Here is a 24,142-nt window from a genome sequence, read left to right as displayed (position 1 = left end):
GGTTGGTTCTCCGAATGCTTCGCCCCCAGGGTTTAGACGAGAAGGTCTTCGCTTTCATCCCCTGGCGGGCCATATAGGGCCTATGCAGACCCAGAACCCTTTCCTGGACGAGTTCGCCAAGCTGACCAACGCCGCGATGGGCCTGGCCCAGACGGCCGGCGACGAGGCCAAGGCCGCCTTCCGCGCCCAGGCCGACCGCTTCGTGGCCGACTTCGATCTCGTTCGTCGTGACGACCTCGACGCGCTCAAGGCGGAGATCGCCGCGCTGCGCGCCGAAGTGGCTGAGTTGAAGGCGGCCGCGCCCAAAAAGGCGGCCAAGAAAGACTAGGTCTCGATACACGCGAATGTGGCTCGCCCGGTGAAAGAAAGCCGGTGACGCAGGAGCCGCGAAGCAGCTTACTTTGAACATCGCAGGCGATTCGATGGCCGGCCCGGCCGCGGACGCCCTCTGCGAAAGGACCGCTGGTCTAATGGATACCTCCCAGCCTGACGAAGACGTCCTGGTCACGCTCGACCCGCTCGACGTGGTCGAACATGTGCTGACCGCCGAGAACCTGCAGTTCGACCGTACCGAAGACGGCGACCTGGCCTTTGCGCTGACCGGTGACTGGAAGGACTATGAGCTCTGGTTCGCTTGGCGCCCCGAGGCTGACTGCCTGCAGCTTTGCCTGTCGGTGGACCTGAAGGCGACGCCGGAACAGAAGGTCGCGGCCTACGAGCTGATCTCCACCCTCAACCAGCGCGTCTGGCTGGGCCACTTCGAGGTCTGGGACGACGGCGAGATCATCTTCCGCCACTCGATGGCGCTGATGACCGGCGAACGTCCGAGCCTGGCCCAGGCGGCGGCGATGATCGACGTGGCGATGGAGGCGGCCGACCGCTTCTACCCGGCGTTCGACTTCCTGGTGCGGGGCTCGAAGTCGGCGGCCGACGCCGTGGCGGCCTGCATGTTCGAGACCGTCGGCGAAGCTTAAGGACTACACATGACGCCGATCTTGATGCTGGGCGCCGGCCGCATGGGCGGGGCGCTGATCGAGGGTTGGCGCATGGCAGGAGCCTTCCAGGCGTCCGACCTGCTGATCCGCGAGCCGCACGCCAATCCGACTCTGGAGGCGGCGAAGGCGGCGGGGGCGAGCGTCAATCCGGCCGACGCCGACCTGGCGCGGGCCAAGACCGTGCTGCTGGCCGTGAAGCCGCAGCTGTGGCGCGAGGCGGCGGCGCAGGTCGTCGCGTACCTGGCGCCCGACGCGATCATCGTCTCGATCGCCGCCGGCGTGCGCGCGTCGGACATCTCGCAAGCATTCGGCGGACGCGCCGTGGCCCGCATCATGCCGACGACGGCGGTCGCGGTCTGCCAGGGCACGGCCAGCATCTACGCCGCCGACGACGAGGCGAAGGCGCGCGCGCATGCGCTGTTCGCGCCGGTCGGGACAGTGGTCGATGTGGCCGACGAGGAACTGATGCACGCGGCGACCGGCGTGTCCGGTTCGGCCCCGGCCTATCTCTACGCCTTCGTCGAAGCCCTGGAAGCCGCGGGCGCCGCGGCCGGCTTGCCGGCGGCCGATTCCGCGCGGCTGGCCCGTTCGACCATCGCCGGCGCTGCGGCGCTGATGGCGCGCAGCGGCGAAGAGCCAGCCGAGCTGCGCAAGCAGGTCACCTCTCCCGGCGGCACGACCCAGGCTGCGCTGGACGTCCTGCTCGCCGCCGACGGCTTTCCCGCACTGCTGCGCGACGCGGTGGCGGCGGCTACACGGCGGTCGAAGGAACTGGGCGGGTAGGGCCTAGCTCGCCCGCTTCCAGGTCTGGGCCTGGCAGACGACCGCCACGCAGCCTTCGACCTTCAGCGTCCCATTGGGGTTGGCGCTCATCTTCGAGCCGTAGGTCTTGCCCGAGTTGGGGTCATAGATCTTGCCGCCGGTCCATTTGCCGGGGCCTGCCGACTTGAAGTCGCGGATCATCAGCATGCCCAGGATCGGGCGGCTGCGCAGCGAGGCGTCGGGGTTGTTGGCGTCCTTGGCTCCGGCCATCTTCAGCCAGGCGACCTGACCGCACATTTTTGTCTTGTCGCTCGCGCAGGGAGCGACCTTGATCTTGGCCGAGCCGGCTTCGACCAGCCAGAGGCCTTCGACCGGATCTGCGGCCAGGGCGGGTGAGGCGATCGCGGCGGCCAGGGCGGTCGCGGCGGCTAGGCGGGCTAGGGTCATCGGAAGTTCCTCGGCGGCGTGCCGCGGAGACTGACCGAACCCGGTTATCCAGGCAACCTGACAATCGCCCTGAGGCCGCCCAGCGGCGAGCGATCGAGCACGATGTCGCCGCCGTGGCTGCGGGCGACGTCGCGGGCGATCGCCAGGCCGAGGCCGACGCCCTTTTCGTTCTGGTTCCGAGACTCGTCGAGCCGGTTGAACGCCTTGAAGGCGTCTTCGTAGCGGTCCTGGGGGATGCCCGGACCGTCGTCGTCGACGACGATCTCGACGCCGCCGGTCGCGCGCGGCGCGGCGGCCACCTCGACGGTCTCGCCGTGGGCCGCGGCGTTCATGATCAGGTTCGACAGGGCTCTCTTCAGCGCGTTGGGCCGCACGGAGGCCATCAGCTCGGGATCTGCGGCGACGCGCACCTGGGCGCCGGCGCGGATGGCGCCCTCGCTGACCTCCTCGATCAGGCTCTTGAGGCGGACGCTCTCGACGGCCTCTCCTCCCTCGCCGCGGGCGAAGGCGAGATACTCGTCGATCATGTGCTCCATCTCGGCCAGGTCGCGCTTCATCTCGACAGTGCGGGGGCCGGGCTCGGCGAGGGCGAGCTCCAGCTTCAGGCGGGTCAGAGGCGTGCGCAGGTCGTGGCTGACGCTGGCGAGCAGGGCGGTGCGCTGGTCGATGTGACGCTGGATGCGCTGCTTCATGGCCAGGAAGGCCTGGGCGGCCTGACGTACCTCGCGCGCGCCGCTGGGCTTGAAGGCCGGGGCGTCGACACCCTTGCCGAAGGCGTCGGCGGCGCTGGCCAGGCGCTCGATGGTGCGGGTCTGGTTGCGGATGAACAGGATGGCGATGGCGGTCAGCAGGATCGTCGCCATGGCCAGCCACAGCACGAAGATGTGGCCCTGGGTGGCGAAGGCGCGGTCGCGGGGCGCCAGGATGCGGATGACGCCCTGGTCCACCTTCACCCGGATGTCGACATAGGCGGGGTAGCGGGTGGTGTCGAACCAGTAGGGCGCGTCCAGCCGCTGGCTGAGGGCGCGGTCGATGGCGCGGTCGACCACGGCGAAGGTATTCGTGCGCCGGCCTTGCGGCAGCTCGCGGCCGGGCTGCAAGGCGATGGAGAGGTTCAGCGATTTTTCCGCGCGATCGGCGATGGTGCCCATGGTCGCGGGGCTGGGATCGTCCTGATAGCTTTCGACCGCCCAGGCGACCTCGCCGGCCAGGCCGTCGGACAGGCGGCTGGTGACCGTCTGCCAGTGGGCGTCGAAGAAAATCCAGGTCACCGCGATCTGCATCAGCGCCACCGGCAGCACGATGATCAGCAGCGAACGGCCGAACAGCGAGGTCGGCAGACTGCGCTTGATCAGCCGCTGCACCAGGCGCGGTTCGAGGCGGCGAGGGAGCTTCACGGCCTTCCCATCAGTCCGGCGCCAGCAGGTAGCCGACGCCGCGGACGGTCTGCAGGTAGCGCGGGGTCTTCGGATCGTTCTCGATCTTGCGGCGCAGGCGGGTGACCTGGACGTCGACGGCGCGGCCGGAGGGGTCGACGGTCTCGCGCGCCAGTTCCAGGCGGTCGACCGGTTCGTGCGGGCTGCGGGCCAGGCGCTTGAGCAGCGCGACCTCGGCCTCGGTGAGGCGCACCGGCACGCCGCCGCGGCTGAGCTCGCCGCGCTCGAGGTCGAAGCTGCAGGCGCCGAGCGAGAGGCTGCCGTTGGCGCCGCCGGCCGGGCGCTGGTCGGAGCGGCGCAGGATCGCCTCGATGCGCAGCAGCAGCTCCTCGGGCTCGAAGGGCTTGGCCAGATAGTCGTCGGCGCCGAGCTTGAGGCCTTCGATGCGGTCCTCGGCGAGGCCGCGGGCGGTGAGCATCAGCACCGGCGTGCGGCCCGCGGCGCCCTTGCGCTCGCGCAGCCAGCGGGTCAGCGAGAAGCCGTCCTCGCCCGGCATCATCACGTCGAAGACGGCGAGGTCGAAGTTGATGGTCTCGATCAGGCTGCGCGCCGCCGCGCCGCCGGGCGCCGAAGTCACGCGGAAGCCGTGCCGCGTCAGGTACTGCTTGAGCAGATCGCGGATGCGGTCGTCGTCATCGACCACCAGCAGGTGACGTTCGGCAGTCTCGACCGCGGCCATCAGGCGCCTCCGCTTTTCATCCGCCCGCCGGCCAGGGCCGACAGGATGCGCCTGGCGCCGGCCACGCCGTCCAGGCCCCCCACCCGATAGGACCGGGCGAGCTGGGCGCGCAAGCGTTCAGAGACGCGCTCCTCGAACGCAAGGCCGGCCGGGGTGAGGCTGACGGCGCGGCGGCGGCCGTCCAGATCGCCGGCGATCTTCTCGGCAAGGCCCCGGGCTTCGAGGTCGGCGACGATGCGGCTGGCGGCCTGTTTGGAGAGGCTGGTGAGATGGGCCAGTTCCTGCACGCCGACCCCCGGCCGGCGCTTGAGCAGAAAGGCCGCGCGCCAGTGCGAGCGGCCGAGCGAGAGGCCATCCTCGGCCTCGAGTCCGGCATCGACGCCGGCCCATAGCGCAGCCTCCGCCAGCAGCAGCATTTCCAGGCCGCCGTCCAACTCTTCGTCGCGCAGAATGAGCCTTGGATCGGCTGCGACCATTACACTTTGAAACCCATTTTGTTTGACGCGAGGGGCAAGGGAGTCTGTAAGGGGGCCGTATTGAAAGGAGGACTTTCCCTCATGTCTCTAGTGCCCTTTGACGATCGCGACGGATGGATCTGGCTGGACGGCCAGTTCGTGCCCTGGCGCGAGGCGAAGGTGCACGTACTGACGCATGGCCTCCATTACGCCTCGGCGGTGTTCGAAGGCGAGCGGATGTACGGGGGAGAGATCTACAAGCTGACCGAGCATACCGAGCGTCTGTTCAAGTCAGCCGAGATGCTGGACTTCGAAATCCCGTTCACGGTGGCGGAGATCGACCAGGCCTGCAAGGACACCTGCGCCAAGAACGGCCTGACCGACGCCTATCTCCGTCCGATCGCCTGGCGCGGTTCGGAAATGATCGGGGTGTCGGCGCAGAACACCAAGATCCACGTCGCCATCGCGGTGTGGGACTGGCCGAGCTACTTCAGCCCCGAAGAGCGCGCCAAGGGCATCCGCCTGACCTGGGCCAAATACAAGCGCCCGTCGCCGGAGACCGAGCCGGTCCACGCCAAGGCCACCGGCCTCTACATGATCTGCACCATCTCCAAGCACGCCGCGGAGAAGGCCGGCTACACCGACGCGATGATGCTCGACTATCGCGGCTACATCGCCGAGAGCACCGGTTCGAACGTGTTCTTCGTGAAGGACGGCGCGCTGCACACCCCGACCCCCGATTGCTTCCTGAACGGCATCACCCGTCAGTCGGTGATCGCGCTCGCCAAGGGCAAGGGCATCGAGGTGATCGAGCGTCACATCAAGCCGGAAGAACTGGCTGACTTCACCGAGTGCTTCGTGGTCGGCACGGCCGCCGAAGTGACCCCGGTGGGCGAGATCGGCGAGTACCGGTTCACGCCGGGCGCGCTGTCGCTGGGCCTGGCGGACGACTACGCCAAGATGGTCCGGCGCGAGCTGGTCGCGGCCTAGGGCCGAAGCCGCAGCCTGAATTAAAGACGCCGCCCGGACCGATCCGGGCGGCGTTTTCGTTTTCGAAGAATGGGGATGGGGGGATTCGCCCTCCAGCCGCGCCTGCCTCGTCGCTCGCGCTCCCCCGCAGCAGCGCCAAACTCAGGTCAGCTACGAACCCCCCCGCGCCGTCGCCCCCCTTGGCGTCGACGAGGACAGATGCTGCCAAAGCGGGGGGAGGGGGTCTAGTGCGGCTGCGCCACAGGGCGCGCAAGACGATAACTGCGCCGCCCTTTCGAGCGGACGGCGCAGCCATTGCCGTCAAATCAGCCAGGTATTCGGTCGGGGATAGGCTTCCCCTTGCGAGATGTAGACCAGGCCGATGATGCAGCGGACGGCGAACCAGACCCCGACCGCGCCCCACAGGAAGAGGAACAGGAAGAAGAACGGAAGGCCGATCAGCACGACCGAGAGGACGGCGCTGATGCCGATGAGGACGGCGAGCGCGACGAAGATCGCCAGACCGATCCAGAACGTCCGGATCAGGAAGGCGTAGTGCGTCTTCATCCGCGGGCCGGCCTTGTCGAGGTTCATGTAGGCGACCACCAATCCAACCAGGATGGTCAGGCCGTTGACCAGGCCGAGCAGGTAGAGGCCGTAGACCACTGCCGGCATGATGCGGTCTTCGGTCGTCACAACAGTGGTTTCGGTTTGGCTCAATTCAGTCTCCCAAGCGAAGTATCTGAACGAGATGTGGCCCCGTTCGACGCGAATGCTAGCTTAAATCGCGTTCATGTCGCCGGGGCGACTGGGGCTAGCGGGCCCGGGGCCTGAGCCAGGGCAGCACCGCCGCCCCGAGGATCACAACAAAGACCAGCCGGGCCGCCAGCGCCACGCCCAGCAACCAGGCGCCGGCGACGCCGGCCGCGAACAGCACGGCGGCGGCGCCGACCGCCATCAGGCCCATGATCCAGAGCACCGCCTCTACGTTCGGCGAAGGACGGCGGATCGGACGATCGGGAACGGCGTCCGAGAGGGCGGCGAGGAAGGCCTCGAACGTGTCGGTCTGGTCGAGCGGGCGCATGGCGCCGCCATAGGTGAGGGCCGGGATGGTCACGCGGCGGCGCTGGAACTGCAGGACTGCGCCGCGCCCGGCGCGGGTGACGCCGCGCAGCTCGGCCAGCGGGAAACGGCGTTCGCGGCCGGTGCGGCGTTCGACGATGGCGGACTTCTCAAGCGTCCAGACGGTTTCGCCCTGCAGCGGCGAGAGACGCGCGGCGTAGGTGACCATCAGCCTCGGACGACGGTGATCTCGACCCCGGCGGCGGCGGCGTGCGGCGCAAGCGCCTGGGGCTTTTCGACCCGAACCCGGGCGCGCATCACCCGCGGATCGGCGAGGCAGGCGCGGGCCAGGCGCTCGGCGAAGTCCTCGACCAGCTGGATGTGTCCCGCGGCGGCGATGGCGCGGGCGGATTCACCGATCGACTCGTAGTTGACGGTGTCGGCCAGCCGGGTCGCCCCGGCGGTGGGGACGTCCAGTTCGACGTCGACGACCAACGGCTGGGCCTTGCCCTTCTCGTGGGTGTAGACGCCGATCTCGGCGGCGACCTTCAGGCCGGTGACGAAAATCTTGGTCATGACCACGCGCCCCTGCGACTCAGGCGAAGGGGGCGAATTGTCCTGCAGCGATGGAAGAACCAAGTGCGCTCCGTTCCAAGGAGAAGCGGCTCAGGCCAGATGCTGGCCAGCGTCGACGGCGATCATCTGGCCCGTCACTGACCTTGCGTCAATGAGATACCTGAGCGCATGGCCGATCTCGGCGGGATCGACCGGGTGTCTGAGCAGGGTCGTGGCGACCTCGTCCTCGAAGTCGGCTCCCTGCTGGTGGATCGAGGGCAGGGTGGGGCCGGGCCCGATGCCGTTGACTCGGATGCGCGGCGCCAGTTCCTGGGCCAGCATCAGGGTGGCTGCCCAGAGGGCGCTTTTGGACAACGCGTAGCTGAAGAAATCGGGGCCGGGCGCGAGCACCCGCTGGTCGAGGATGTTGACGATCTGACCGGTGCGCCCGGCCGGGAGCCGGCGGGCGAAGGCCTGGGCCAGGACGAGCGGCGCACGCAGGTTGGTTTCGAGGTGGGCGTCCCAGGACGCGCGGTTCATGCTGGCGAAGGCGTCGTTCTCGAACACCGAGGCGCAGTTGATCAGCAGGGTCACGGGGCCGAGCTCGCTCTCGGCGGCGCCGACCAAGGGAGCGGTCGCGCCTTCGTCGCGCAGATCGCAGGCATGGATGGAGGCCTTGCGGCCGCGGGCCCGGACATCGGCCGCGGCGGCTTCGGCGTCGTCGTCGATGGCCCGGACGTGGATGGCCACGTCGAAACCCGCGTCGGCGGCGGCCTGGGTCAACGCCCGGCCGATCCTGCGCGAGCCCCCGGTGATGAGGGCCGCGCCGCGGGTGGTGTCAGCCAACGAGCAGCCTTAGTCGAGCCGGCCGAACTCGAAATAGTTCAGGCCGCCGATGACGACGAGGAAGACGAGGATGGTCAGGATCGCGGTCATGAAAAGCTCCGACGTTAGGTGACCGGCTTTAGAATGGGCGCGGGGCGTTCGCAAGGGGCAGGTCAGGTCCTGCGCCGAAGGTCGGGCGGCAGCGGACCGCCTGCGCCTTCCGCCATCAACCAGTCGCGAAAGGCTTCGGCGAGAGGGTCTGGGGCGGCCCGGGCGCGCACGAAGACACAGGGTGTCAGCGCCTCGACGAAGCCCAGCGGCGCCAGCAGCGCCCCGCTCTCGATCTCCGCCTTCACGGCGAACCAGGAGCCGATGGCGGCGCCAAGCCCGGCGGCCGCGCCCCCAATGGCCTGAAGGTAGCGGGGGAACTCGATGACTCCGGTGGGCGCGGGCAGGTCGACGTCCGCCGCCTGCGCCCAGTGTTCCCACTCCCCGGGATAGGTGTGCGAGATCAGGCGCGGCAGGCGCAGCACCTCTTGCAGGGAGCGCCCCGCCCCTGCCGATCTGGCGATGACCGGCGCATGATGCCGGGTCAGGAAGGGTGTGACTTCGGCCGCGTCGACCGGTGCGTCATGGCCGAGTTGCAGCGCGCAATTGATCTCGGCGGTGGGGCCGTTGGTGTCGATGATCCGGATAGAGGCGCCCGGCCTCTGCGCCAGAAACGACGACAGCCTTGGAATGAGCCACTTCGACGCCAGGGTGCCGACGCAGGCCAAGTGCAGCACCTCGCCCTCGACCTTGGGTTTGGGCAGGGCCGCCTCAAGATCGTCGAAGAGCGGCGTAAGCGTGACGGCCAACTGGCGTCCGGCGTTGGTCAGACGAAGGGCGTTGCGCGGACCCTCGGTCAGATCCACGCCGAGCGCCGCCTCCAGGGATTTGATCTGCCGGCTGACGGCGCCGTGCGTGACGCAGAGCTCATCGGCTGCAAGCGTCATGCGGCCATGGCGCGCGAAGACCTCGAAGGCGCGGAGGCCGTTAAGCGGCAGTTGCGAGCGGGCCATTGTGATGAAACCTCACAGACAAGCGCAGCTATAATCGATTTGGCCGCCGCAGCAACGGGTGCAGAACCGCGCTCGCACAGCTTGGGAGGGCGGGATGCGCGAGGCCGATATCCGTGATGCGGGCGCGATCGCATTCGTCGACGCGAGTTCGTACCCCATGCGTGGCGGGAACCTTGTTCGCCCCCTGATCGATGGCGAGCCGGCCTTTCGGCGGATCTGCGAGGCCGTCGAGGCGGCCGAACGCAGCGTCTGGGTGACGGTCGCTTTCCTGACCGCGGACTTCCAGATGCCGGATGGCCACGGTTCGTTGTTCGACGTGCTGGACCGGGCCGCGGCGCGAGGGCTGGAGGTGCGGGCGCTGTTCTGGCGCGACAACGAAGGCAGCGGCTTTCGGAAAGATGAGGTGTTCTCCGGCTTCGCCGAGCACCGGGCGTTCCTGACGGCGCGAGGCGCGGCGTTCACCGCGCGCTGGGACCGGGCGCAGAAGGCGTACTGCCATCATCAGAAGAGCTGGGTCATTGACGCGGGAGGGGCGGGCGAAACCGCCTTCGTGGGCGGCATCAACCTTAACACTCATGGCATGAGCGTACCGGGCCACGGTGGGCATACTCACCAGGCCCACGATCTCTACGTCGAGGTGCGGGGACCCTGCGCGGTGGACGTTCGCCACAACTTTGTCCAACGCTGGAACGAGGCGAGCGAGCGGGAGCTGGCCGACGGCGCGTGGCTGGACGACGGGCGCGATCTCGCCTTCCCGAGCGCTGCGTCGCCGGCGCGGGGCGCAACCCTGGCGCAGGTTCAGCGGACCGTTAGAGCGGGCCAGTACGCGGACGGGCAGGCGAGCCCGGGTGGAGAGGCCTTCGCCGTCGCTGGCGGCGATCTGGCGGTCTTCCGGCAGTACCGGCAGGCGATCGCCGGCGCCCGGCGGTCGATCTATATCGAGAACCAGGCGCTGGGGACGCCGGAAATCGTGGAGGATCTGCACGACGCACTGGCGCGCGGCGTCGAGGTGGTCTGCCTCCTGCCCGCCGACGCCAACGGATTCATGCGCGTGGCGCGCCAAAGTCCGCAGTCGCAACCGTTCTTTGAGCGCCTGGGCGCGTTGGGCGATCACCCCAACTTCCTGCTCGCCGGCATAGCCGCGCAGGGCGACGACGGCGTGCGGCGGAATGTCTACGTCCACGCCAAGGCGATGCTGATCGACGACGCCTGGGCGACGATCGGATCGTGCAACATCGGCGGGCGGTCGTTCTTCGGGGATACCGAGCTGAACCTCAGTTTCGAGGATGCCGCCGTGGTCGGGGACTTACGCCGTGACCTGCTCGCCGAGCATCTGGACCGCGATACATCGCACCTGAGCGATGTCGAGGCGCTACGTCTTTATGCGCGGATCGCCCGCGCCAACCGCCAGGCTCTCGATGCCGGCGAGGGGGACTGGCAGGGCCTCGCCTTCGCGCTCGACCCCAAGACCTACGGGGTGTGAGGGTTGTCGTTCCCGGGCCTCGGCAGGGAACCGGAAGGCGCTTGAAGCCTTTGCTTTAGCGGGGCGTCGCCCTGTGGCTTCGCCCGACGGCAGGAGCACCTAGATGATCAAAGACCAGGAGTCCTTCGAGGCGGCCCTTCAGCGGGTGGCGGACCTTCTGGAGCATCCCCCGGCGCACGGCACGCAGGAAGACCAAGAGTTCTTTCAGCTGCTGCACGACATCGAGATCTTCCATCCTACGGCCCTCAGCGCGCCGCCGGACACCAACTTCGCGCAGCTCGGCCGCGACGCCGAGGCGCTGATGGCGCGGGCCAACGACTTCCAGGCCAAGCGCGAGGCGCGCGAGAAGCAGGAGAAGTGGACAAGCTTCCCCGAGGACGGCCAGGGCATCGGTCCAACGACCGGCGTCTAGGCGCCTCTTGTAAAACGCCGTTCGGGCAGGCCAAGGTCGCGGCCAACGACAAGACGCCCGAGGAAACGCCATGCCGCTTTCGCCTGTCTCGCCCGGCGACCTGACCAAGGTCGCCGTTGGGATCGATCGTCCAGAGGACGTCGTGGTCGGGCCGGACGGCCGGGTGTTCGCCTCCGATCACCAGTGCGCGGTCGCCGAGATCTTCCCGGACGGGTCGTTCAAGCGCATGGGTCCCAAGGGCGGGGCGCCGAACGGGATCAACATGGACCGGCAGGGCCGGGTGCTGATTGCGAACTTCGGCATCTATGACCGTGAGGACGGGCCGCTGCAGCGGTTCGACCCGGCCAGCGGCGAGCACGAGACCCTGGCGACCGAGATCGATGGGCGGCGGCTGACCAGCGCCAACTATCCGGTGATCGACCGGGCCGGGAACATCTGGTGCGCCAACTCCACCCACGCCGAGACCTGGCCGCAGGCGCTGGACGGACGCACCGACGGCTTCATCTTCGTGCTGCGGCCCGACGGCTCCAGCGACGTGGTGGCCGAGGGCCTGAAGTTTCCCAATGGCATCGCCCTGTCGGCGGACGAGCGCTACCTGTTCTGCGCCCAGACCAGCGGCGGCGACGTGATGCGCTTTCCGGTGCACGAGGGCGGCAAGCTGGGCGCGGGGGGACGCTATGGCCCGGTCCTCGGCAAGCTGCAGCCGCCAGGCCCTGGGGTCGATCACAACGATCTTGGCTATACCGACGGGGTCGGGCTGGACGCCGAGGGCAACCTCTGGGTCTGCCTGCCTGCCGCCAACAAGGTCGTGGCGATCACGCCCGAACTTGAGGTGGTGACGGTGATCCACGACCCCTCCGGCGAGGTGGTCAACCATCCGACCAACATCACCTGGGGCGGCGCCGACCTGAAGGACCTTTACATCGGCTCGATCCGGGCCGGATATGTGCTGAAGGGCCGTAGCCCGGTTGCGGGACAGCCGCATGTGCACCAATTGGAAGGACAGCTTTCGACCTGACCTGGGTGGGTTCTGAAGGTTGCCTCTTCCACAGTGATCAATGATCACTAAAATGCTTGTTTGAAGCCGTCGGGGGATCTCGTCGGCGCGCCAAAAATTCCAACGAACGCCTCCGGGAGGACGTCATGCGCGAGTACCTGCAGTTCTACATCGACGGTAAGTGGGTCGATCCGGTCGAACCCAAGACGCTCGACGTCATCAATCCGGCGACCGAGAAGGTCGCGGGCAAGATCTCGCTCGGCGGCGCCGCCGACGTGGACAAGGCCGTCCAGGCCGCCAAGAAGGCCTTTGTCACCTGGTCGCAGACCAGCCGCGAAGAGCGCATGGATGTGCTGAACCGCATCCTGGCCGAGTACCAGAAGCGCTTTGGCGACCTGGCCACCGCCGTCACCGAGGAAATGGGCGCCCCGGCCTCGCTGGCTCAGCGCGCGCAGGTTCCGATCGGCATGGGCCACCTGGGCACCGCCGCCGCCGTTCTGAAGGACTTCAAGTTCAGCGAAGACCGCGGCCCGACGATGATCGTCAAGGAACCGATCGGCGTCTGCGGCTTCATCACCCCCTGGAACTGGCCGCTGAACCAGATCGTCTGCAAGGTGGCTCCGGCCATCGCGACCGGCTGCACCATGGTGCTGAAGCCGTCGGAAGTGGCGCCGTTCACCGGTCACATCTTCGCTGAGATCATGCATGCGGCCGGCGTGCCGGCCGGCGTGTTCAACATGGTGCAGGGCGACGGCCTCGGCGTCGGCGTGCCGCTGTCGAGCCACCCGGACGTGGACCTGATCTCGTTCACCGGTTCGACCCGCGCCGGCATCGAGGTGGCCAAGAACGCCGCCCCGACCGTCAAGCGCGTGGCGCAGGAACTGGGCGGCAAGAGCCCGAACATCGTCCTCGACGACGATGCCTTCGCCAAGGGCGTGGGCCGTGGTGTGGCGACTGTGATGACCAACTCGGGTCAGTCCTGCAACGCCCCAACCCGCATGCTGGTCCCGACCAAGCGCATGGATGAAGCCATCGCCGTCGCCAAGGAAGCGGCCGCCCAGGTCACCGTCGGCGACCCGAACGGCAACAGCCTGCTCGGCCCGGTGGTCTCCGAGGTCCAGTTCAACAAGATCCAGAAGCTGATCCAGGCCGGCATCGATGAGGGCGCGACCCTGGTCGCCGGCGGCGTCGGCCGTCCGGACGGCCTGGACGTCGGCTACTATGTGAAGCCGACCGTCTTCGCCAACGTCACCCCGGACATGACCATCGCCAAGGAAGAGATCTTTGGCCCGGTGCTGTCGATCCTCGGCTACGAGAACGTCGATCAGGCCATCCAGATCGGCAACGACACCGAGTACGGCCTGGCCGCCTACGTCCAGGCCGCCGATCTCGCCAAGGCTCGCGAAGTGGCTTCCAAGCTGCGCGCCGGCCAGGTGTCGATCAACGGCGGCGGCGGCGACCTGATGGCGCCGTTCGGCGGCTACAAGATGAGCGGCAACGGGCGCGAGTGGGGCGATTTCGCCTTCAACGAGTTCCTCGAAGTGAAGGCCGTTCTGGGCTACGCGCCGAAGGAAGCCGCCGAGTAAGGCTTTCAAAACGCGAAGGCTTTTGCGGGCCGGCAGGACGAAGGTCTTGCCGGCCCGCTTGCTGAGGGATCATCCTCTCCGAAAGAAGAGAGGTGGGAGGAAACGATGTCCACGGACATCCGATGCGTCGCCGACATCGCGCGCCATCATGCCGACGTGCGCCCTGATGAGACTGCGATCTGGTTCGAGGGCGCGGCCACCACCTACGGCGAGCTGGACCGGCTGTCCTCGCAGTGCGCCCAGGCGCTGATCGCCGCGGGCGTGACGCCGGGCGAGCGGGTCGGGGTGCTGGCCAAGGGCTGCGACGCCTTCTTTATCCTGTGGCTTGGCTGCCTGAAGGCCCGGGCCTGTCTGACGCCGGTGAACTGGCGGCTGGCGCCGCCCGAGATCGCCTTCGTGCTGAAGGACGCCGGTTGCCGGCTGGTGGTCACCGCCTCCGATTTCGCGCCGCTGCTGGAGAAGGTGCGGGGCGACATCCCGGACCTGCAGACGCTCGTGCAGATCGAGCCGGGACATGCGCAGTGGCCCGGATTCGCCGACTGGACCGGCAGGTTTCCGGCGCAGGACCCGCAGCTACCTGCCGCTGACGACGATGACGTCATCCAGCTCTACACCTCGGGCACGACGGGCCTGCCCAAGGGCGTGCAACTGACCGAGCGGAACTACGCCACGGTGTTCGAGTCGGCCCTTCAGCAATGGGCGCAGTTCTCGCCGGGCATGGCGGTGCTGGTGGCGATGCCGCTGTTCCATGTGGCTGGGGCCAATCTCGGCATCCTGGCGCTGCTGCAGGGCGCCAAGGCGATCGTGCTGCGCGAGCCCGACCCTGGGGTGATCCTCAAGGTGATCGAGCAGCATCGCATCGAGCACGCCTTCCTGGTGCCGGCGCTGATCAACATGATCCTTCAACGGCCCGAGGTCGGCGACACGGACCTGTCGAGCGTGCGCAACATCTACTACGGGGCCTCGCCGATCTCGGAGGAGGTGCTGAAGCGGGCGCAGGCGACATTCCCGGCCCAGTTCACCCAGCTCTACGGCCTGACCGAGACGATCGGCGGCGGCACCAACCTGCCGCCTGAGGCGCACGATCCGGCGCGCGGCAAGCTGCGCTCCTGCGGGATCCCATCGGCCGGCTTCGAGGTGCGGGTCCGCATCGAGGACCGCAACGCCGCGCCGTTCGAGGTGGGCGAGATCGAGATCCGCTCATCCGGCGTGATGAAGGGCTACTGGAACCGCGCCGAGGCGACCGCCCAGGCGATCTGCCCGGAAGGCTGGTTCCGCAGCGGCGACGCCGGCTATTTCGACGACGACGGCTATCTGTTCATCCACGACCGGGTGAAGGACATGATCGTCTCGGGCGGCGAGAACATCTATCCGGCCGAGGTGGAGAACGCGCTGTTCTCGCATCCGGCCGTGGCCGACGCTGCGGTGGTCGGCGTGCCGGACGACAAGTGGGGCGAGGCGGTGAAGGCCTTCGTCGTGCTGCGGCCGGGCGCCGAGGCTGACGCGGGCGCGGTCATGGACCACTGCCGCGGCCTGATCGCCGGCTACAAGGTCCCGAAGTCCGTGGATTTCATCGCGGTCCTGCCGCGCAACCCGTCCGGCAAGGTGCTGCGGCGGGAACTGCGCGCCCCGTTCTGGGAAGGCCGCGGCCGCAATGTCGGCTGAGTTTCAAGAAGAGGAAGAACCGATGCTGGACCCGCACTTCAAGGCGATGATCGACGCCAGCGCCGAGCAGGCGGCGAACGCTCCGCCGCTGGACGCCGTGCCGCCCGCGATGATCCGCATGGGCTACCAGATGCAGCGCAAGGCGAGCGACCAGAACCCACCGCAGGACGTGGCGGCCAAGGACCTGAGCGTCGATGGCGCGGCGGGCCCGATCGCAGCGCGGCTCTACACCCCGGCCGGCGCCAAGAGCCCAAGCGGCGGCCTGGTCTATTTCCACGGCGGCGGCTTCACGATCGGCGACCTTGAGACCCATGACGGGCACTGCCGGCGCCTGGCCTCGCTGGCCGGCGTGCGGGTGCTGGCCATCGACTACCGCTTGGCGCCGGAGCATCCGTTCCCGGCCGGCCACGACGACGCCCTGGCCGCGACCAAGTGGGCCTTCGACCATGCGGCCGAGCTGGGGATCGACCCCAAGCGCATCGCAGTCGGCGGCGACTCCGCCGGCGGCAATCTGGCCGCGTCGATCTCGATCGATCTCAAGGATGACCCGGCGCGGAAGATCGCCTTCCAGCTGCTGCTCTATCCGGGCATCTGGCCGGAGGAGGAGACCGCGTCTCGCAAGGAGCTGGACGGTCCGATCCTGACCAAGGCGGCGCTGGCCTGGTTCGACAAGTCGCTGGCCGCGATCGGTCATGCGCAGTCCGGCCGGGCGTTCCTGGGCAAGGCCAAGCTGACCGGCGACCTGCCGCCGGCGCTGGTGGTCACGGCCGGCTTCGATCCGCTGAAGGACGAGGGGTGCGACTACGCCAAGCGCCTGAACGAGGCTGGGGTGTCGGCGGCGCACGTGGAGTATCCGGGCCTGGTGCACGACTTCTACCTGATGGCGGACATCTCGCCCGCCGTGCACGAGGCGGCCAAGGAAACCGCCGCGGCCCTGAAGGCGGCGGTGGGGTAGCTGGGCCTTTATTCCCTTCCCGCTTGAGGGGAGGCGGCGTGAAGCGGCGCTTTGCTGCGGATGGGCCGTGTCCCCCCTCACCCCAACCCTCTCCCCCCAAGGGGGCGAGGGAGCGGCTTCATGATGGGCCGGCCTCAGCGACAGCCGGCCCTTTTCCTCTCCCCACTTGAGGGGAGAGGGGAGGGTGAGGGGAGGCGGCGTGAAGCGGCGCAAAAGGGGGCGAGGAGCGGGAGGGTGTTGGCGGTCTTAGCCCAGCAACACCGCCTGGATCGCGCCGGTCAGCTGGGCGAGTTCGGCGTCGGTGGTGACGTAGGGCGGGGTCAGGTAGACGACCTTGCCCATCGGCCGGATCCAGCAGCCGTGCTCGGCGAAGGCCATGCAGAGCGGGCCGGTCTCGACCGGATGGTCGAACTCCACGACGCCGATGGCGCCGTAGGTGCGCACGTCGACGACGCCTGGCGCGGCGCGGCAGGGCTCCAGCCCCTCGGCGAGGGCGGCGTTGATGCGCGCCACGTCGGCCTTCCACTGGCCAGTCTCGAAGAGGTCGAGGCTGGCGTTGGCGGCGGCGCAGGCCAGCGGGTTGGCCATGTAGGTCGGGCCATGCATCAGCGCCGCGCCGCCGTCGTCGGACCAGAAGGCTTCGAAGACCTTGGTGCGGGCGATGGCGGCCGAAAGCGGCAGGGTGCCGCCGGTCAGCGCCTTGGACAGGGTGACGATGTCGGGCGTGACGCCCGAGCCCGAGCAGGCGAAGAGGTCGCCGGTGCGGCCGAAGCCGACGAATATCTCGTCGAAGATCAGCAGCAGGTCGTGCTTGTCGGCTAGCCGCCGCAAGGTGCGCAGCACCTCGTCGGAGTGGAACAGCATGCCGCCGGCGCCCTGGATGCGCGGCTCGACGATGATGGCGGCGATCTCACCGGCCTTCTCGCCCATCAGGGCGTCGAGGGCGGCCTCGGAGGCGGCGTCGACGGGCAGCGCGGTGACGACCTGGGACGGCATGACCCCGGCGAAGAGGCTGTGCATGCCCTCTTCCGGGTCGCAGATGGTCATGGTGGCCAGGGTGTCGCCGTGATAGCCGCCCTGGAAGCTGAGGAAGCGGGTACGGCCCGCCACTCCGCGGTTGATCCAGTATTGCAGCGCCATCTTCATGGCGATCTCGACCGAGACCGAGCCGCTTTCGGCGAAGAACACGTGGTCGAGGTCGCCGGGCAGCAGATCGGCCAACCGCCGGGCCAGGCGATAGGCCGGCTCGTGCGCCAGGCCGCCGAACATGACGTGCGGCGCTCGCTCCAGCTGCGCGGTGACCGCGGCGCGAATGTGCGGATGATTGTAGCCGTGGCAGGCGGTCCACCAAGACGCGATGCCGTCGACCAGCTCGCGACCGTCCTCGAGGATGATCCGCGCGCCCTCGGTGCGGGCGACCGGCAGCGGCGCAGGGGCGGTCTTCATCTGACAATAGGGGCGCCAGACGTTGCGGGCGCCTTGGGAAAGCCAGTCCGGTGTCGGGAAAGTCATGGTCGCTGGCTTTAACCGAAGCTCCGCCTCGTGCATACCGCGGGCCGTGACCGACAGCCTGACCGCCTTCGCCCAGTCCAAGCTCGACGCGCTCGAAGCGCGCAGCCTGAAACGAACCTTGGTCCCGACCCAGCGCCTGGATGGGCTGTGGGTCGAGCGGAACGGGCGGCGGCTGCTGTCCTTCTCGTGCAACGACTATCTCAACCTCTCGCATCATCCCGCGGTGAAGGCGGCTGCGCGGGCGGCGGTCGATGCGCATGGCGTCGGTTCGGGGGCCTCGCGGCTGGTGACGGGCGACAACCCGATCTTCGGGGAGTTGGAGGCCCGGCTGGCGGCGCTGAAGGGCGCGGAGGCGGCCTGCGTGTTCGGCTCGGGCTATCTGGCCAACTCGGGGATCATCCCGACCTTCGTCGGCGAGGGCGACCTGGTCCTGATCGACGACCTGGCCCACGCCTGCATCTGGTCGGGCTCGCAGCTCTCCAACGCGCGGATCGTGCCGTTCCGCCACAACGACGTCGCCGACCTCGCCGCTAAGTTGCAGGCCCATCGCGGCGAGGCCGGGCGGGCGCTGATCGCCACCGATGGGGTGTTCTCGATGGATGGCGACGTCGCGCCGCTGGACGAGATTTCGGCCCTGGCCCAGGCGCATGACGCCTGGCTGCTGGTCGACGACGCCCACGGCCTGGGCGTGGTCGGCGAGGGGCGCGGCACGGCGGCGATGTTCCCAAGCGCCAAGGTCGACCTGGCGATGGGCACCTTCTCCAAGGCGCTGGGCGGCTATGGCGCCTATGTCTGCGCCAGCGCGCCGGTGATCGACTTCATCAAGACCCGCACGCGCACGGTGGTCTACACGACCGGCCTGCCGCCAGCGAACGCGGCGGCGGCGCTGGCGGCGCTGGACGTGATCGCGGCCGAGCCTGAGCGCGTCGCCGCGGTGCTGGCCAAGGCGCGGCGCTTCACGCGGGCGCTGAACCTGCCGGAGGCGACGAGCGCCGTCGTGCCGATCGTGCTGGGCGAGGCCGACCGTACGCTGGCGGCGGCCAAGGCGCTCGAGGCGGAGGGCTTCCTCGTGGTGGCGATCCGGCCGCCGACGGTGCCGGCCGGCACGGCGCGGCTGCGGGTGGCGTTTACCGCGGGCCATCCCGACGAAGAGATCGACCGGCTGGCGGCGACGGTTCGCCCGCTGATGGAGGCCTGATGCGCCATTTGTTCGTCGCCGGCGCCCATACGGACGTGGGCAAGACCTATGTCGCCTGCGCGATGCTGCGGGCGGCGCGGGCCAAGGGATTGAGCGTTGCGGCGCTGAAGCCGGCGGTCAGCGGCATCGATCCCGCCGACTGGGCCGACAGCGATCCTGGACAGTTGCTGGCGGCGATGGACCGGCCGCTGAACCTGGCCGAACTGGACGCCATCGCGCCGCTGCGCTTCGTCGCCCCGCTGTCGCCGCCGATGGCCGCGCGGCTGGAGGGCGTGGATCTGCGGCTCTCGCAACTGACGGACTTTTGCCGGGCGGGATTGGCGGCCAGCGCCGCGGACCTGACGCTGGTCGAGGGCGCGGGCGGGGTGATGTCGCCGATGGCCGAGGACGGCACGGGCCTGGACCTGATGATGGCGCTGGGCCTGCCCAGCGTGCTGGTCGGCGGCTCCTATCTGGGCGCGATCAGCCATACGCTGACGGCGATCGAGACCCTGCGCTCGCGCGGGCTGGCGATCGAGGCGGTGGTGGTGAGCCAGAGCGGCGAGCCGGACGCCCCCGACTTCGCGCAGACGGTGGAGAGCGTGGCGGCCTTCGCCGGCGGCGTGAAGATCATCGCCGCCGCGCGCGGGGCCGATGATTGGGCGAGCGGACTGGTTTGAGGGCGGCGAAGCGGCGCTAGACTTCCGCCTCGTCGCGCTGGCGCTGGGCGTAGGCGATGACGCCCATGCCGACCAGGGCCGAGAGGATCGAGCCGGCGATGACGCCCATGCGGACCTCGGTCTGGGCCAGGATGTCGTTGGGATCGAAGGCCAGGCCGCCGATGAACAGGCTCATTGTGAAGCCAACCCCGCAGAGCAGCGAGACGCCGTAGAGCTCGAGCCACTTCGCGCCGGTCGGGCGGCGCGCCAGCTTCAGCCCGATGACCACGGCCGAGAAGCCGAAGATGCCGATCTGCTTGCCGACGAAGAGGCCGAGCGCGATGCCCAGCGGCGCCGGATTGGCGAGGGTCGAGAGCGACAGCCCCTGGAACGAGAAGCCGGCGGCCGCAAAGGCGAACAGCGGCAGGATCAGGTAGGCGACGTAGGGGTGCAGGCTCTCCATGAAGTGCTTCAGCGGTCCTTCGTGGCCGGGTTTGCGCGGGTCAATCGGCACGGTCATGGCGGCGGCGACCCCGGCCAGCGAGGTGTTGACCCCGCTCTTCAGGCAGAATGCCCAGGCCAGGGCGAAGCAGGCCGCGTAGAACAGGTAGGGGGCCGATTTCCATTTCGACATCAGCGCCATCAGGCCGATCGAGGCGGCCGCTCCGCCCAGCGCGTAGACGTTCACCTCGGAGGTGAAGAGGATGGCGATCAGGGCCACGGCGCCGAGGTCGTCGGCTATGGCGAGCGTCAGCAGGAAGATACGCAGCGACGAGGGCAGTCGCGGCCCCGCCACGGCCAGGGCGGCCAGGGCGAAGGCGATGTCGGTGGCGGTCGGGGTCGGCCAACCCTGGGGGGACCCGCCGGCGCCGGCGTTCAGCGCCAGATAGACCCCCGCTGGCGCGACCATGCCGCCTAGCGCTGCGAGGACCGGGAGGGCGAGGCGCCGGGGATTGGACAGTTCCCCGCGCAGGATCTCGTGTTTGATCTCCAGCCCGACGACGAAGAAGAAGATCGCCATCAAGCCTTCCTTGATCCACCGGTAGACCGGCTTGACCTCGTGGAAGGCCCCGATCTGGATGGTGATCTCGTGCTTGATGAAGGCGAAGTAGTGATCGGCCCAGGGTGAGTTGGCGAGGGCGATGGCCAGCAGCGCGGCAGTCGTCAGGATCACCCCTGAAGCGGTCTCGGTCTTCAGGAAGTCGAGGGTCAGTCTGCGCGCCATGGCTCCGGTTACCATGGGCGGCGCCGCTCAAATACGTCAATCGGGCGTTGCTGGCGCCGATGTGATCGCGCATCTGATGGGCATGCCCGTTTCATCAGCCTACCGCCCCGAGCCGCATGTCCAGGACCTGGGTCCGGCGTTCTTCGATCCGTCCGCGGCGGCCGACTTTCCGATGACCTTCCTGCGGTTCCGCAACGAGCGGGCGGCGGCGACCATCGGCCTCGAAGGCCTGACCGATGACGAGTGGGTGGCGCATTTCGGGCGGTTCGAACCGCTGCCGGGCCAGCCGGCGCAGCCGCTGGCGATGCGCTATCACGGCCACCAGTTCCGGGTTTACAACCCCGACCTCGGCGACGGCCGCGGCTTCACCTTCGCGCAGATGCGAGAGGCGGGGAGCGGGCGGCTGCTGGAGCTGGGGACCAAGGGCTCAGGGACCACGCCGTGGTCGCGGGCGGGCGACGGGCGGCTGACCCTGAAGGGCGGCGTGCGCGAGGTGCTGGCGACGGCGATGCTGGAAGCGCTGGCCGTGCCGACGTCGCGCTCGTTGTCGCTGATTGAGACCGGCGAGCAACTGGTGCGCGGCGACGAACCCAGTCCGACACGCTCGTCGGTGCTGGTGCGGCTGTCGCACAGCCACATCCGGTTCGGGACTTTCCAGCGCCAGGCCTATCTGCAGGACGCGGCCGCCATCACGCGGCTGGTCGAACATGTGGTCGAGCTCTACTACCCAGAGCTTGGGAACGCGCCGGACAAGGGCGCGGCGCTGCTGGGCGCGGTGGCGAGCAGGGCTGCGCGGCTGACGGCGCGGTGGATGGCGGCCGGGTTCGTGCACGGGGTGCTGAACACCGACAACATGAACATCACCGGCGAGAGCTTCGACTACGGGCCCTACCGGTTCCTGCCGCACAACGATCCGAACTTCACGGCCGCCTATTTCGACACCGCCGGGCTCTACAGCTTCGGCCGCCAGCCCGAGGCGGTGTTCTGGAACCTGCAGCAGCTCGCCGGATGCCTGGCGCAGGTCGCCGAGCAGGAGGCGCTGATCACGGCGTTGAACAGCTTCGGTCCCGCCTATCGCCAGGAACTGGCCGGCGCGCTTCTGAACCGGCTGGGGCTCAAGCGCGGCGAGGAGGCGGCGGAGGTCGCCTTCGCCAACGCCACGTTCCGGGCCATCGCCGAGGGCGGCGAGCGTCTGCGCTGGGAGCCGTTCTTCTTCGACTGGTTCTGCGGCGACGAGGGGCGGGCGCTGGCGAGCCTGCGCGGCGACATCTATGCCGGCGAGGCGTTCGCCGACTTCCGGGCGCATATCAAGGGCTTCGAGCCCGAGCGGCCGGAACGGCTGGCCGACGGGTACTTCGCCGAGGCTGAGCCGCAGGAGCTGCTGATCGACGAGATCGAGGCCATCTGGGCCGGCATCGCCGAACGCGACGACTGGAGCGCGTTCCACGCCAAGCTGGCGGCGATCGAGGCGGCGCGGACCGCCTGGGCGCTCTAGGCGCCGGGCCTATCTGGCTCGCCGCGAGGCAACTTGCGAGAGCACGACGCCAAAGAGCGCGATGGCCCCGCCCAGCGACTGCAGCGGGCCGAGCGCCTCGGCGAACAGCAGCCAGCCAAGCAGGGCGGCGACGACGGGCTGGATCAGCACCACGACCGAGGCCGTGGCCGCCGGCAGCCGTCCAAGCGCCCAGGCGATGGAGCCCTGGCCGGCGACGTGCATGATCCCCAGGCCGATCACCGCCGCCCAGCCGGCCGTGGTGGCGGGGAGGATCTGTTCTCCGAGGGCGAGGGCGGCGATCAGCAGCAGCGGGGCGCTGGCGGCGCTGGACCAGAACATCACCCGGGTCGCGCCGACGCTGCGGCGGGCGGCGCTGATGGCCAGGAAATAGAGCGCGTACCAGACGGCGGTGGTGAGGGCCAAGGCGTCGCCCAGCGGCGGGTTGGCGCCCGGGGCGTCGGCTCCGCGTCCGGCGGCCATCATCCAGGCGCCCGCGACCGCCAGGGCGACGGCGGCCACGAACAGCTTGGCTGGACGCTGCTTCAAGAAGATCCAGGCCGCCGCGGTGACGACGACGGGGGTCAGGTTGGTCAGCACCGTGGCGTTGGCGACCGAGGTGAAGTGGATGCTGTAGTGCCAGAAGGCCAGGTCGCAGGCGAAGGCGAGGCCGGCCATCAGCGCGAACCGGTTGGGGGCGCCGACGCCGCCATCGGTGCGCAGCGCCATCATCCCCAACAGCGGCAGGGCGATGGCGACGCGCCAGAAGCCGACCGCCGCGGGTCCGGCGTCGGCCAGCCGCACCAGGATCGGGGCCAGGCCGATGACGGCCGCGCCGAGGACGAGCACCGCCAACGCCTGGCCTGCGCCGCGGGACGGTTCAGCCAAGGCCCATCTCCGCGCGCAGCTCATCGGGTGTCACGCCGCGGGCTCGCAGGTCGCGCAGGGTCTCGGCCTGGTCGCGCTTGGCGTAGCGCTTGCCGTCGGGGCCGGTCAGCAGGCGGTGATGGCGATAGACCGGCGCGGGCAGGTCGAGCAGGGTCTGCAGCAACCGCTGGACATGGGCGGCCTCGTAGAGGTCCTGGCCGCGGATGACATGGGTCACGCCCTGCAGCGCGTCGTCGACGACGACGGCCAGGTGATAGGCCACCCCGACGTCCTTACGGGCGAGGACGACGTCGCCGCCCGAGAGGGTCGGGTCGACGGCGATGAGGCCATGCTCGCCGGCCGGGCCCTCGCCCTCCTCGGTGAGCGTCAGGGGACGCCCGGCCAGCGCCTGTTCGGCGGCGTCCAGCGACAGGCGCCAGGCGAAGGCCTGGTCGGCGGCCAGGCGCGCGGCTTCTTCGTGCGCGGGCAACGGGCCGCCGCGGAAGCTGTCGGGCCGGCCGTGCGGCGCGCTGGCGGCGGCCTGGGCCAACTCCTTGCGGGTGCGGAAGCAGCGATAGGTCAGGTGGTCGGCGGTCAGGGCGGCGAGGGCGGCCTGGTAGTCGTCGAGGTGTTCGGACTGGCGGCGGACCGGGGTCTCCCACTCGATCCCAAGCCAGGCGAGGTCTTCGTAGATCGCGGCCTCGAACTGCGGCCGGCTGCGGGTGACGTCGATGTCCTCGATGCGCAGGATGAAGCGCCCGCCGGCCGCGCGCGCGGCCTCGTAGGCGGTGAGGGCCGAGAAGGCATGGCCGCGGTGCAGGTAGCCGGTCGGCGAGGGGGCGAAACGGGTGACGAACACCCGATCA

27 protein-coding genes are annotated in these 24,142 nt (G+C 69.2%); 13 read left to right on the top strand and 14 right to left on the bottom strand.

Features of this window, described 5'->3' with window-relative positions; genetic code table 11:
• Positions 1 to 82: 82 nt before the first annotated feature.
• The 3 genes from ASC79_RS12080 (at position 83) to proC (ending at position 1,778) form a co-directional block, all read left to right on the top strand.
• Positions 83 to 328 carry an accessory factor UbiK family protein gene (locus tag ASC79_RS12080; RefSeq protein ID WP_056016404.1) on the top strand — a complete coding sequence of 82 codons (246 nt, stop codon included), beginning with the start codon at positions 83 to 85 and terminating at the stop codon, positions 326 to 328.
• A 142-nt stretch (positions 329 to 470) separates the two neighbouring features.
• A complete protein-coding gene (locus ASC79_RS12075; protein ID WP_056017916.1) occupies positions 471 to 974 on the top strand; it encodes a YbjN domain-containing protein in 504 nt (167 codons plus the stop codon).
• Positions 975 to 983: 9 nt separating this feature from the next.
• Entirely contained in the window at positions 984 to 1,778 is a 795-nt protein-coding gene (proC, locus tag ASC79_RS12070; protein ID WP_056016399.1) for a pyrroline-5-carboxylate reductase, read from the top strand.
• Positions 1,779 to 1,781: 3 nt separating this feature from the next.
• Here the strand turns inward: proC and ASC79_RS12065 are convergent, their stop codons facing one another.
• Genes ASC79_RS12065 through ASC79_RS12050 form a run of 4 tightly spaced genes read right to left on the bottom strand, consistent with a single transcriptional unit; the run spans position 1,782 to position 4,795 of the window.
• On the bottom strand, positions 1,782 to 2,204 hold the full coding sequence (locus ASC79_RS12065) for a DUF2147 domain-containing protein (RefSeq protein WP_056016396.1): 423 nt from the start codon (positions 2,202 to 2,204) through the stop codon (positions 1,782 to 1,784).
• 44 nt (positions 2,205 to 2,248) lie between these two features.
• Complete coding sequence (locus ASC79_RS12060; RefSeq protein WP_056016393.1) at positions 2,249 to 3,601, bottom strand: ATP-binding protein; 1,353 nt, start codon at positions 3,599 to 3,601, stop codon at positions 2,249 to 2,251.
• A 10-nt stretch (positions 3,602 to 3,611) separates the two neighbouring features.
• On the bottom strand, positions 3,612 to 4,319 hold the full coding sequence (locus tag ASC79_RS12055) for a response regulator (protein WP_056016390.1): 708 nt from the start codon (positions 4,317 to 4,319) through the stop codon (positions 3,612 to 3,614).
• Entirely contained in the window at positions 4,319 to 4,795 is a 477-nt protein-coding gene (locus tag ASC79_RS12050; RefSeq protein WP_056016387.1) for a MarR family winged helix-turn-helix transcriptional regulator, read from the bottom strand. The genes ASC79_RS12055 and ASC79_RS12050 overlap by 1 nt, the downstream gene beginning before the upstream one ends.
• Before the next feature lie 81 nt (positions 4,796 to 4,876).
• Here ASC79_RS12050 and ASC79_RS12045 point away from each other — a divergent pair, with 81 nt between their 5' ends.
• Positions 4,877 to 5,764 (top strand): branched-chain amino acid aminotransferase, encoded by an 888-nt coding sequence (locus tag ASC79_RS12045; protein WP_056016384.1) that lies wholly within the window; start codon positions 4,877 to 4,879, stop codon positions 5,762 to 5,764.
• A gap of 300 nt (positions 5,765 to 6,064) precedes the next feature.
• On the opposite strand, the gene ASC79_RS12040 is transcribed toward ASC79_RS12045, so the two are convergent.
• The 6 genes from ASC79_RS12040 to ASC79_RS12020 form a co-directional block, all read right to left on the bottom strand.
• Positions 6,065 to 6,463, bottom strand: coding sequence for a hypothetical protein (locus ASC79_RS12040; RefSeq protein ID WP_235528643.1), 399 nt, complete (start codon positions 6,461 to 6,463; stop codon positions 6,065 to 6,067).
• Between the two features lie 94 nt (positions 6,464 to 6,557).
• Positions 6,558 to 7,034: a hypothetical protein gene (locus ASC79_RS12035; RefSeq protein ID WP_056016380.1), complete on the bottom strand. Its 477-nt coding sequence runs from the start codon at positions 7,032 to 7,034 to the stop codon at positions 6,558 to 6,560.
• The gene (folB, locus tag ASC79_RS12030; RefSeq protein WP_056017911.1) at positions 7,034 to 7,381 is read right to left on the bottom strand and encodes a dihydroneopterin aldolase; all 348 of its coding nucleotides are present in this window, start codon (positions 7,379 to 7,381) and stop codon (positions 7,034 to 7,036) included. The genes ASC79_RS12035 and folB overlap by 1 nt, the downstream gene beginning before the upstream one ends.
• A gap of 90 nt (positions 7,382 to 7,471) precedes the next feature.
• The gene (locus ASC79_RS12025) at positions 7,472 to 8,206 is read right to left on the bottom strand and encodes an SDR family oxidoreductase (RefSeq protein ID WP_056016377.1); all 735 of its coding nucleotides are present in this window, start codon (positions 8,204 to 8,206) and stop codon (positions 7,472 to 7,474) included.
• Between the two features lie 9 nt (positions 8,207 to 8,215).
• Entirely contained in the window at positions 8,216 to 8,350 is a 135-nt protein-coding gene (locus ASC79_RS21645; protein WP_255352736.1) for a hypothetical protein, read from the bottom strand.
• Between the two features lie 8 nt (positions 8,351 to 8,358).
• A complete protein-coding gene (locus ASC79_RS12020; RefSeq protein ID WP_056016374.1) occupies positions 8,359 to 9,246 on the bottom strand; it encodes a LysR substrate-binding domain-containing protein in 888 nt (295 codons plus the stop codon).
• 94 nt (positions 9,247 to 9,340) lie between these two features.
• Between ASC79_RS12020 and ASC79_RS12015 the strand changes: the two genes are divergently transcribed.
• The 6 genes from ASC79_RS12015 to ASC79_RS11990 all read left to right on the top strand — a co-directional run bounded on the left by ASC79_RS12015 (position 9,341) and on the right by ASC79_RS11990 (position 16,344).
• Positions 9,341 to 10,729 carry a phosphatidylserine/phosphatidylglycerophosphate/cardiolipin synthase family protein gene (locus ASC79_RS12015; protein ID WP_056016371.1) on the top strand — a complete coding sequence of 463 codons (1,389 nt, stop codon included), beginning with the start codon at positions 9,341 to 9,343 and terminating at the stop codon, positions 10,727 to 10,729.
• A 103-nt stretch (positions 10,730 to 10,832) separates the two neighbouring features.
• Entirely contained in the window at positions 10,833 to 11,141 is a 309-nt protein-coding gene (locus tag ASC79_RS12010) for a hypothetical protein (protein WP_056016368.1), read from the top strand.
• Positions 11,142 to 11,211: 70 nt separating this feature from the next.
• On the top strand, positions 11,212 to 12,159 hold the full coding sequence (locus tag ASC79_RS12005) for an SMP-30/gluconolactonase/LRE family protein (RefSeq protein ID WP_056016365.1): 948 nt from the start codon (positions 11,212 to 11,214) through the stop codon (positions 12,157 to 12,159).
• Positions 12,160 to 12,284: 125 nt separating this feature from the next.
• Complete coding sequence (locus tag ASC79_RS12000) at positions 12,285 to 13,724, top strand: aldehyde dehydrogenase family protein (RefSeq protein WP_056016362.1); 1,440 nt, start codon at positions 12,285 to 12,287, stop codon at positions 13,722 to 13,724.
• A gap of 105 nt (positions 13,725 to 13,829) precedes the next feature.
• Positions 13,830 to 15,389: a long-chain-fatty-acid--CoA ligase gene (locus tag ASC79_RS11995; protein ID WP_056016359.1), complete on the top strand. Its 1,560-nt coding sequence runs from the start codon at positions 13,830 to 13,832 to the stop codon at positions 15,387 to 15,389.
• Positions 15,390 to 15,411: 22 nt separating this feature from the next.
• A complete protein-coding gene (locus ASC79_RS11990) occupies positions 15,412 to 16,344 on the top strand; it encodes an alpha/beta hydrolase (RefSeq protein ID WP_162244290.1) in 933 nt (310 codons plus the stop codon).
• A gap of 246 nt (positions 16,345 to 16,590) precedes the next feature.
• Here the strand turns inward: ASC79_RS11990 and ASC79_RS11985 are convergent, their stop codons facing one another.
• Entirely contained in the window at positions 16,591 to 17,856 is a 1,266-nt protein-coding gene (locus ASC79_RS11985; RefSeq protein ID WP_056016353.1) for an adenosylmethionine--8-amino-7-oxononanoate transaminase, read from the bottom strand.
• On the opposite strand from ASC79_RS11985, the gene bioF reads away from it, so the two are divergent.
• Together bioF and bioD are read left to right on the top strand one after the other, a co-directional pair.
• Complete coding sequence (gene bioF / locus ASC79_RS11980; RefSeq protein WP_056016350.1) at positions 17,855 to 19,054, top strand: 8-amino-7-oxononanoate synthase; 1,200 nt, start codon at positions 17,855 to 17,857, stop codon at positions 19,052 to 19,054. The genes ASC79_RS11985 and bioF overlap by 2 nt on opposite strands.
• The gene (gene bioD / locus ASC79_RS11975; RefSeq protein WP_056016347.1) at positions 19,054 to 19,713 is read left to right on the top strand and encodes a dethiobiotin synthase; all 660 of its coding nucleotides are present in this window, start codon (positions 19,054 to 19,056) and stop codon (positions 19,711 to 19,713) included. The genes bioF and bioD overlap by 1 nt, the downstream gene beginning before the upstream one ends.
• Before the next feature lie 16 nt (positions 19,714 to 19,729).
• Here bioD and nhaA read toward each other — a convergent pair whose 3' ends face one another.
• The gene (nhaA, locus tag ASC79_RS11970) at positions 19,730 to 20,917 is read right to left on the bottom strand and encodes a Na+/H+ antiporter NhaA (protein WP_056016342.1); all 1,188 of its coding nucleotides are present in this window, start codon (positions 20,915 to 20,917) and stop codon (positions 19,730 to 19,732) included.
• A gap of 82 nt (positions 20,918 to 20,999) precedes the next feature.
• Here nhaA and ASC79_RS11965 point away from each other — a divergent pair, with 82 nt between their 5' ends.
• Positions 21,000 to 22,412 (top strand): protein adenylyltransferase SelO, encoded by a 1,413-nt coding sequence (locus ASC79_RS11965; RefSeq protein WP_056017908.1) that lies wholly within the window; start codon positions 21,000 to 21,002, stop codon positions 22,410 to 22,412.
• A 9-nt stretch (positions 22,413 to 22,421) separates the two neighbouring features.
• On the opposite strand, the gene ASC79_RS11960 is transcribed toward ASC79_RS11965, so the two are convergent.
• Both ASC79_RS11960 and gluQRS read right to left on the bottom strand, forming a co-directional pair.
• A complete protein-coding gene (locus ASC79_RS11960; protein ID WP_235528642.1) occupies positions 22,422 to 23,297 on the bottom strand; it encodes a DMT family transporter in 876 nt (291 codons plus the stop codon).
• Complete coding sequence (gene gluQRS, locus ASC79_RS11955; protein ID WP_056016336.1) at positions 23,290 to 24,135, bottom strand: tRNA glutamyl-Q(34) synthetase GluQRS; 846 nt, start codon at positions 24,133 to 24,135, stop codon at positions 23,290 to 23,292. Before gluQRS ends, ASC79_RS11960 begins: the two co-directional genes overlap by 8 nt.
• Positions 24,136 to 24,142 lie beyond the last annotated feature (7 nt).

Origin of the sequence: Phenylobacterium sp. Root1290 (assembly GCF_001425305.1) — a bacterium.
GTDB lineage: Bacteria > Pseudomonadota > Alphaproteobacteria > Caulobacterales > Caulobacteraceae > Phenylobacterium.
This window is presented reverse-complemented; position numbering and strand designations above follow the sequence as displayed.

What these genes read in the sequence shown, in the direction of transcription:
- ASC79_RS12045 (WP_056016384.1), top strand. Translation starts at nt 4,877, where the DNA reads ATGTCTCTAGTGCCCTTTGACGATCGCGACGGATGGATCTGGCTGGAC.
- ASC79_RS12020 (WP_056016374.1), bottom strand. Translation starts at nt 9,246, where the DNA reads ATGGCCCGCTCGCAACTGCCGCTTAACGGCCTCCGCGCCTTCGAGGTC.
- ASC79_RS12050 (WP_056016387.1), bottom strand. Translation starts at nt 4,795, where the DNA reads ATGGTCGCAGCCGATCCAAGGCTCATTCTGCGCGACGAAGAGTTGGAC.
- ASC79_RS12075 (WP_056017916.1), top strand. Translation starts at nt 471, where the DNA reads ATGGATACCTCCCAGCCTGACGAAGACGTCCTGGTCACGCTCGACCCG.
- ASC79_RS12010 (WP_056016368.1), top strand. Translation starts at nt 10,833, where the DNA reads ATGATCAAAGACCAGGAGTCCTTCGAGGCGGCCCTTCAGCGGGTGGCG.
- folB (WP_056017911.1), bottom strand. Translation starts at nt 7,381, where the DNA reads ATGACCAAGATTTTCGTCACCGGCCTGAAGGTCGCCGCCGAGATCGGC.
- ASC79_RS11965 (WP_056017908.1), top strand. Translation starts at nt 21,000, where the DNA reads ATGCCCGTTTCATCAGCCTACCGCCCCGAGCCGCATGTCCAGGACCTG.
- ASC79_RS11995 (WP_056016359.1), top strand. Translation starts at nt 13,830, where the DNA reads ATGTCCACGGACATCCGATGCGTCGCCGACATCGCGCGCCATCATGCC.
- bioD (WP_056016347.1), top strand. Translation starts at nt 19,054, where the DNA reads ATGCGCCATTTGTTCGTCGCCGGCGCCCATACGGACGTGGGCAAGACC.
- nhaA (WP_056016342.1), bottom strand. Translation starts at nt 20,917, where the DNA reads ATGGCGCGCAGACTGACCCTCGACTTCCTGAAGACCGAGACCGCTTCA.
- ASC79_RS11985 (WP_056016353.1), bottom strand. Translation starts at nt 17,856, where the DNA reads ATGACTTTCCCGACACCGGACTGGCTTTCCCAAGGCGCCCGCAACGTC.
- ASC79_RS12005 (WP_056016365.1), top strand. Translation starts at nt 11,212, where the DNA reads ATGCCGCTTTCGCCTGTCTCGCCCGGCGACCTGACCAAGGTCGCCGTT.
- ASC79_RS12015 (WP_056016371.1), top strand. Translation starts at nt 9,341, where the DNA reads ATGCGCGAGGCCGATATCCGTGATGCGGGCGCGATCGCATTCGTCGAC.
- ASC79_RS12065 (WP_056016396.1), bottom strand. Translation starts at nt 2,204, where the DNA reads ATGACCCTAGCCCGCCTAGCCGCCGCGACCGCCCTGGCCGCCGCGATC.
- ASC79_RS12035 (WP_056016380.1), bottom strand. Translation starts at nt 7,034, where the DNA reads ATGGTCACCTACGCCGCGCGTCTCTCGCCGCTGCAGGGCGAAACCGTC.
- proC (WP_056016399.1), top strand. Translation starts at nt 984, where the DNA reads ATGACGCCGATCTTGATGCTGGGCGCCGGCCGCATGGGCGGGGCGCTG.
- ASC79_RS12000 (WP_056016362.1), top strand. Translation starts at nt 12,285, where the DNA reads ATGCGCGAGTACCTGCAGTTCTACATCGACGGTAAGTGGGTCGATCCG.
- bioF (WP_056016350.1), top strand. Translation starts at nt 17,855, where the DNA reads ATGGTCGCTGGCTTTAACCGAAGCTCCGCCTCGTGCATACCGCGGGCC.
- ASC79_RS12080 (WP_056016404.1), top strand. Translation starts at nt 83, where the DNA reads ATGCAGACCCAGAACCCTTTCCTGGACGAGTTCGCCAAGCTGACCAAC.
- ASC79_RS11990 (WP_162244290.1), top strand. Translation starts at nt 15,412, where the DNA reads ATGCTGGACCCGCACTTCAAGGCGATGATCGACGCCAGCGCCGAGCAG.
- ASC79_RS12055 (WP_056016390.1), bottom strand. Translation starts at nt 4,319, where the DNA reads ATGGCCGCGGTCGAGACTGCCGAACGTCACCTGCTGGTGGTCGATGAC.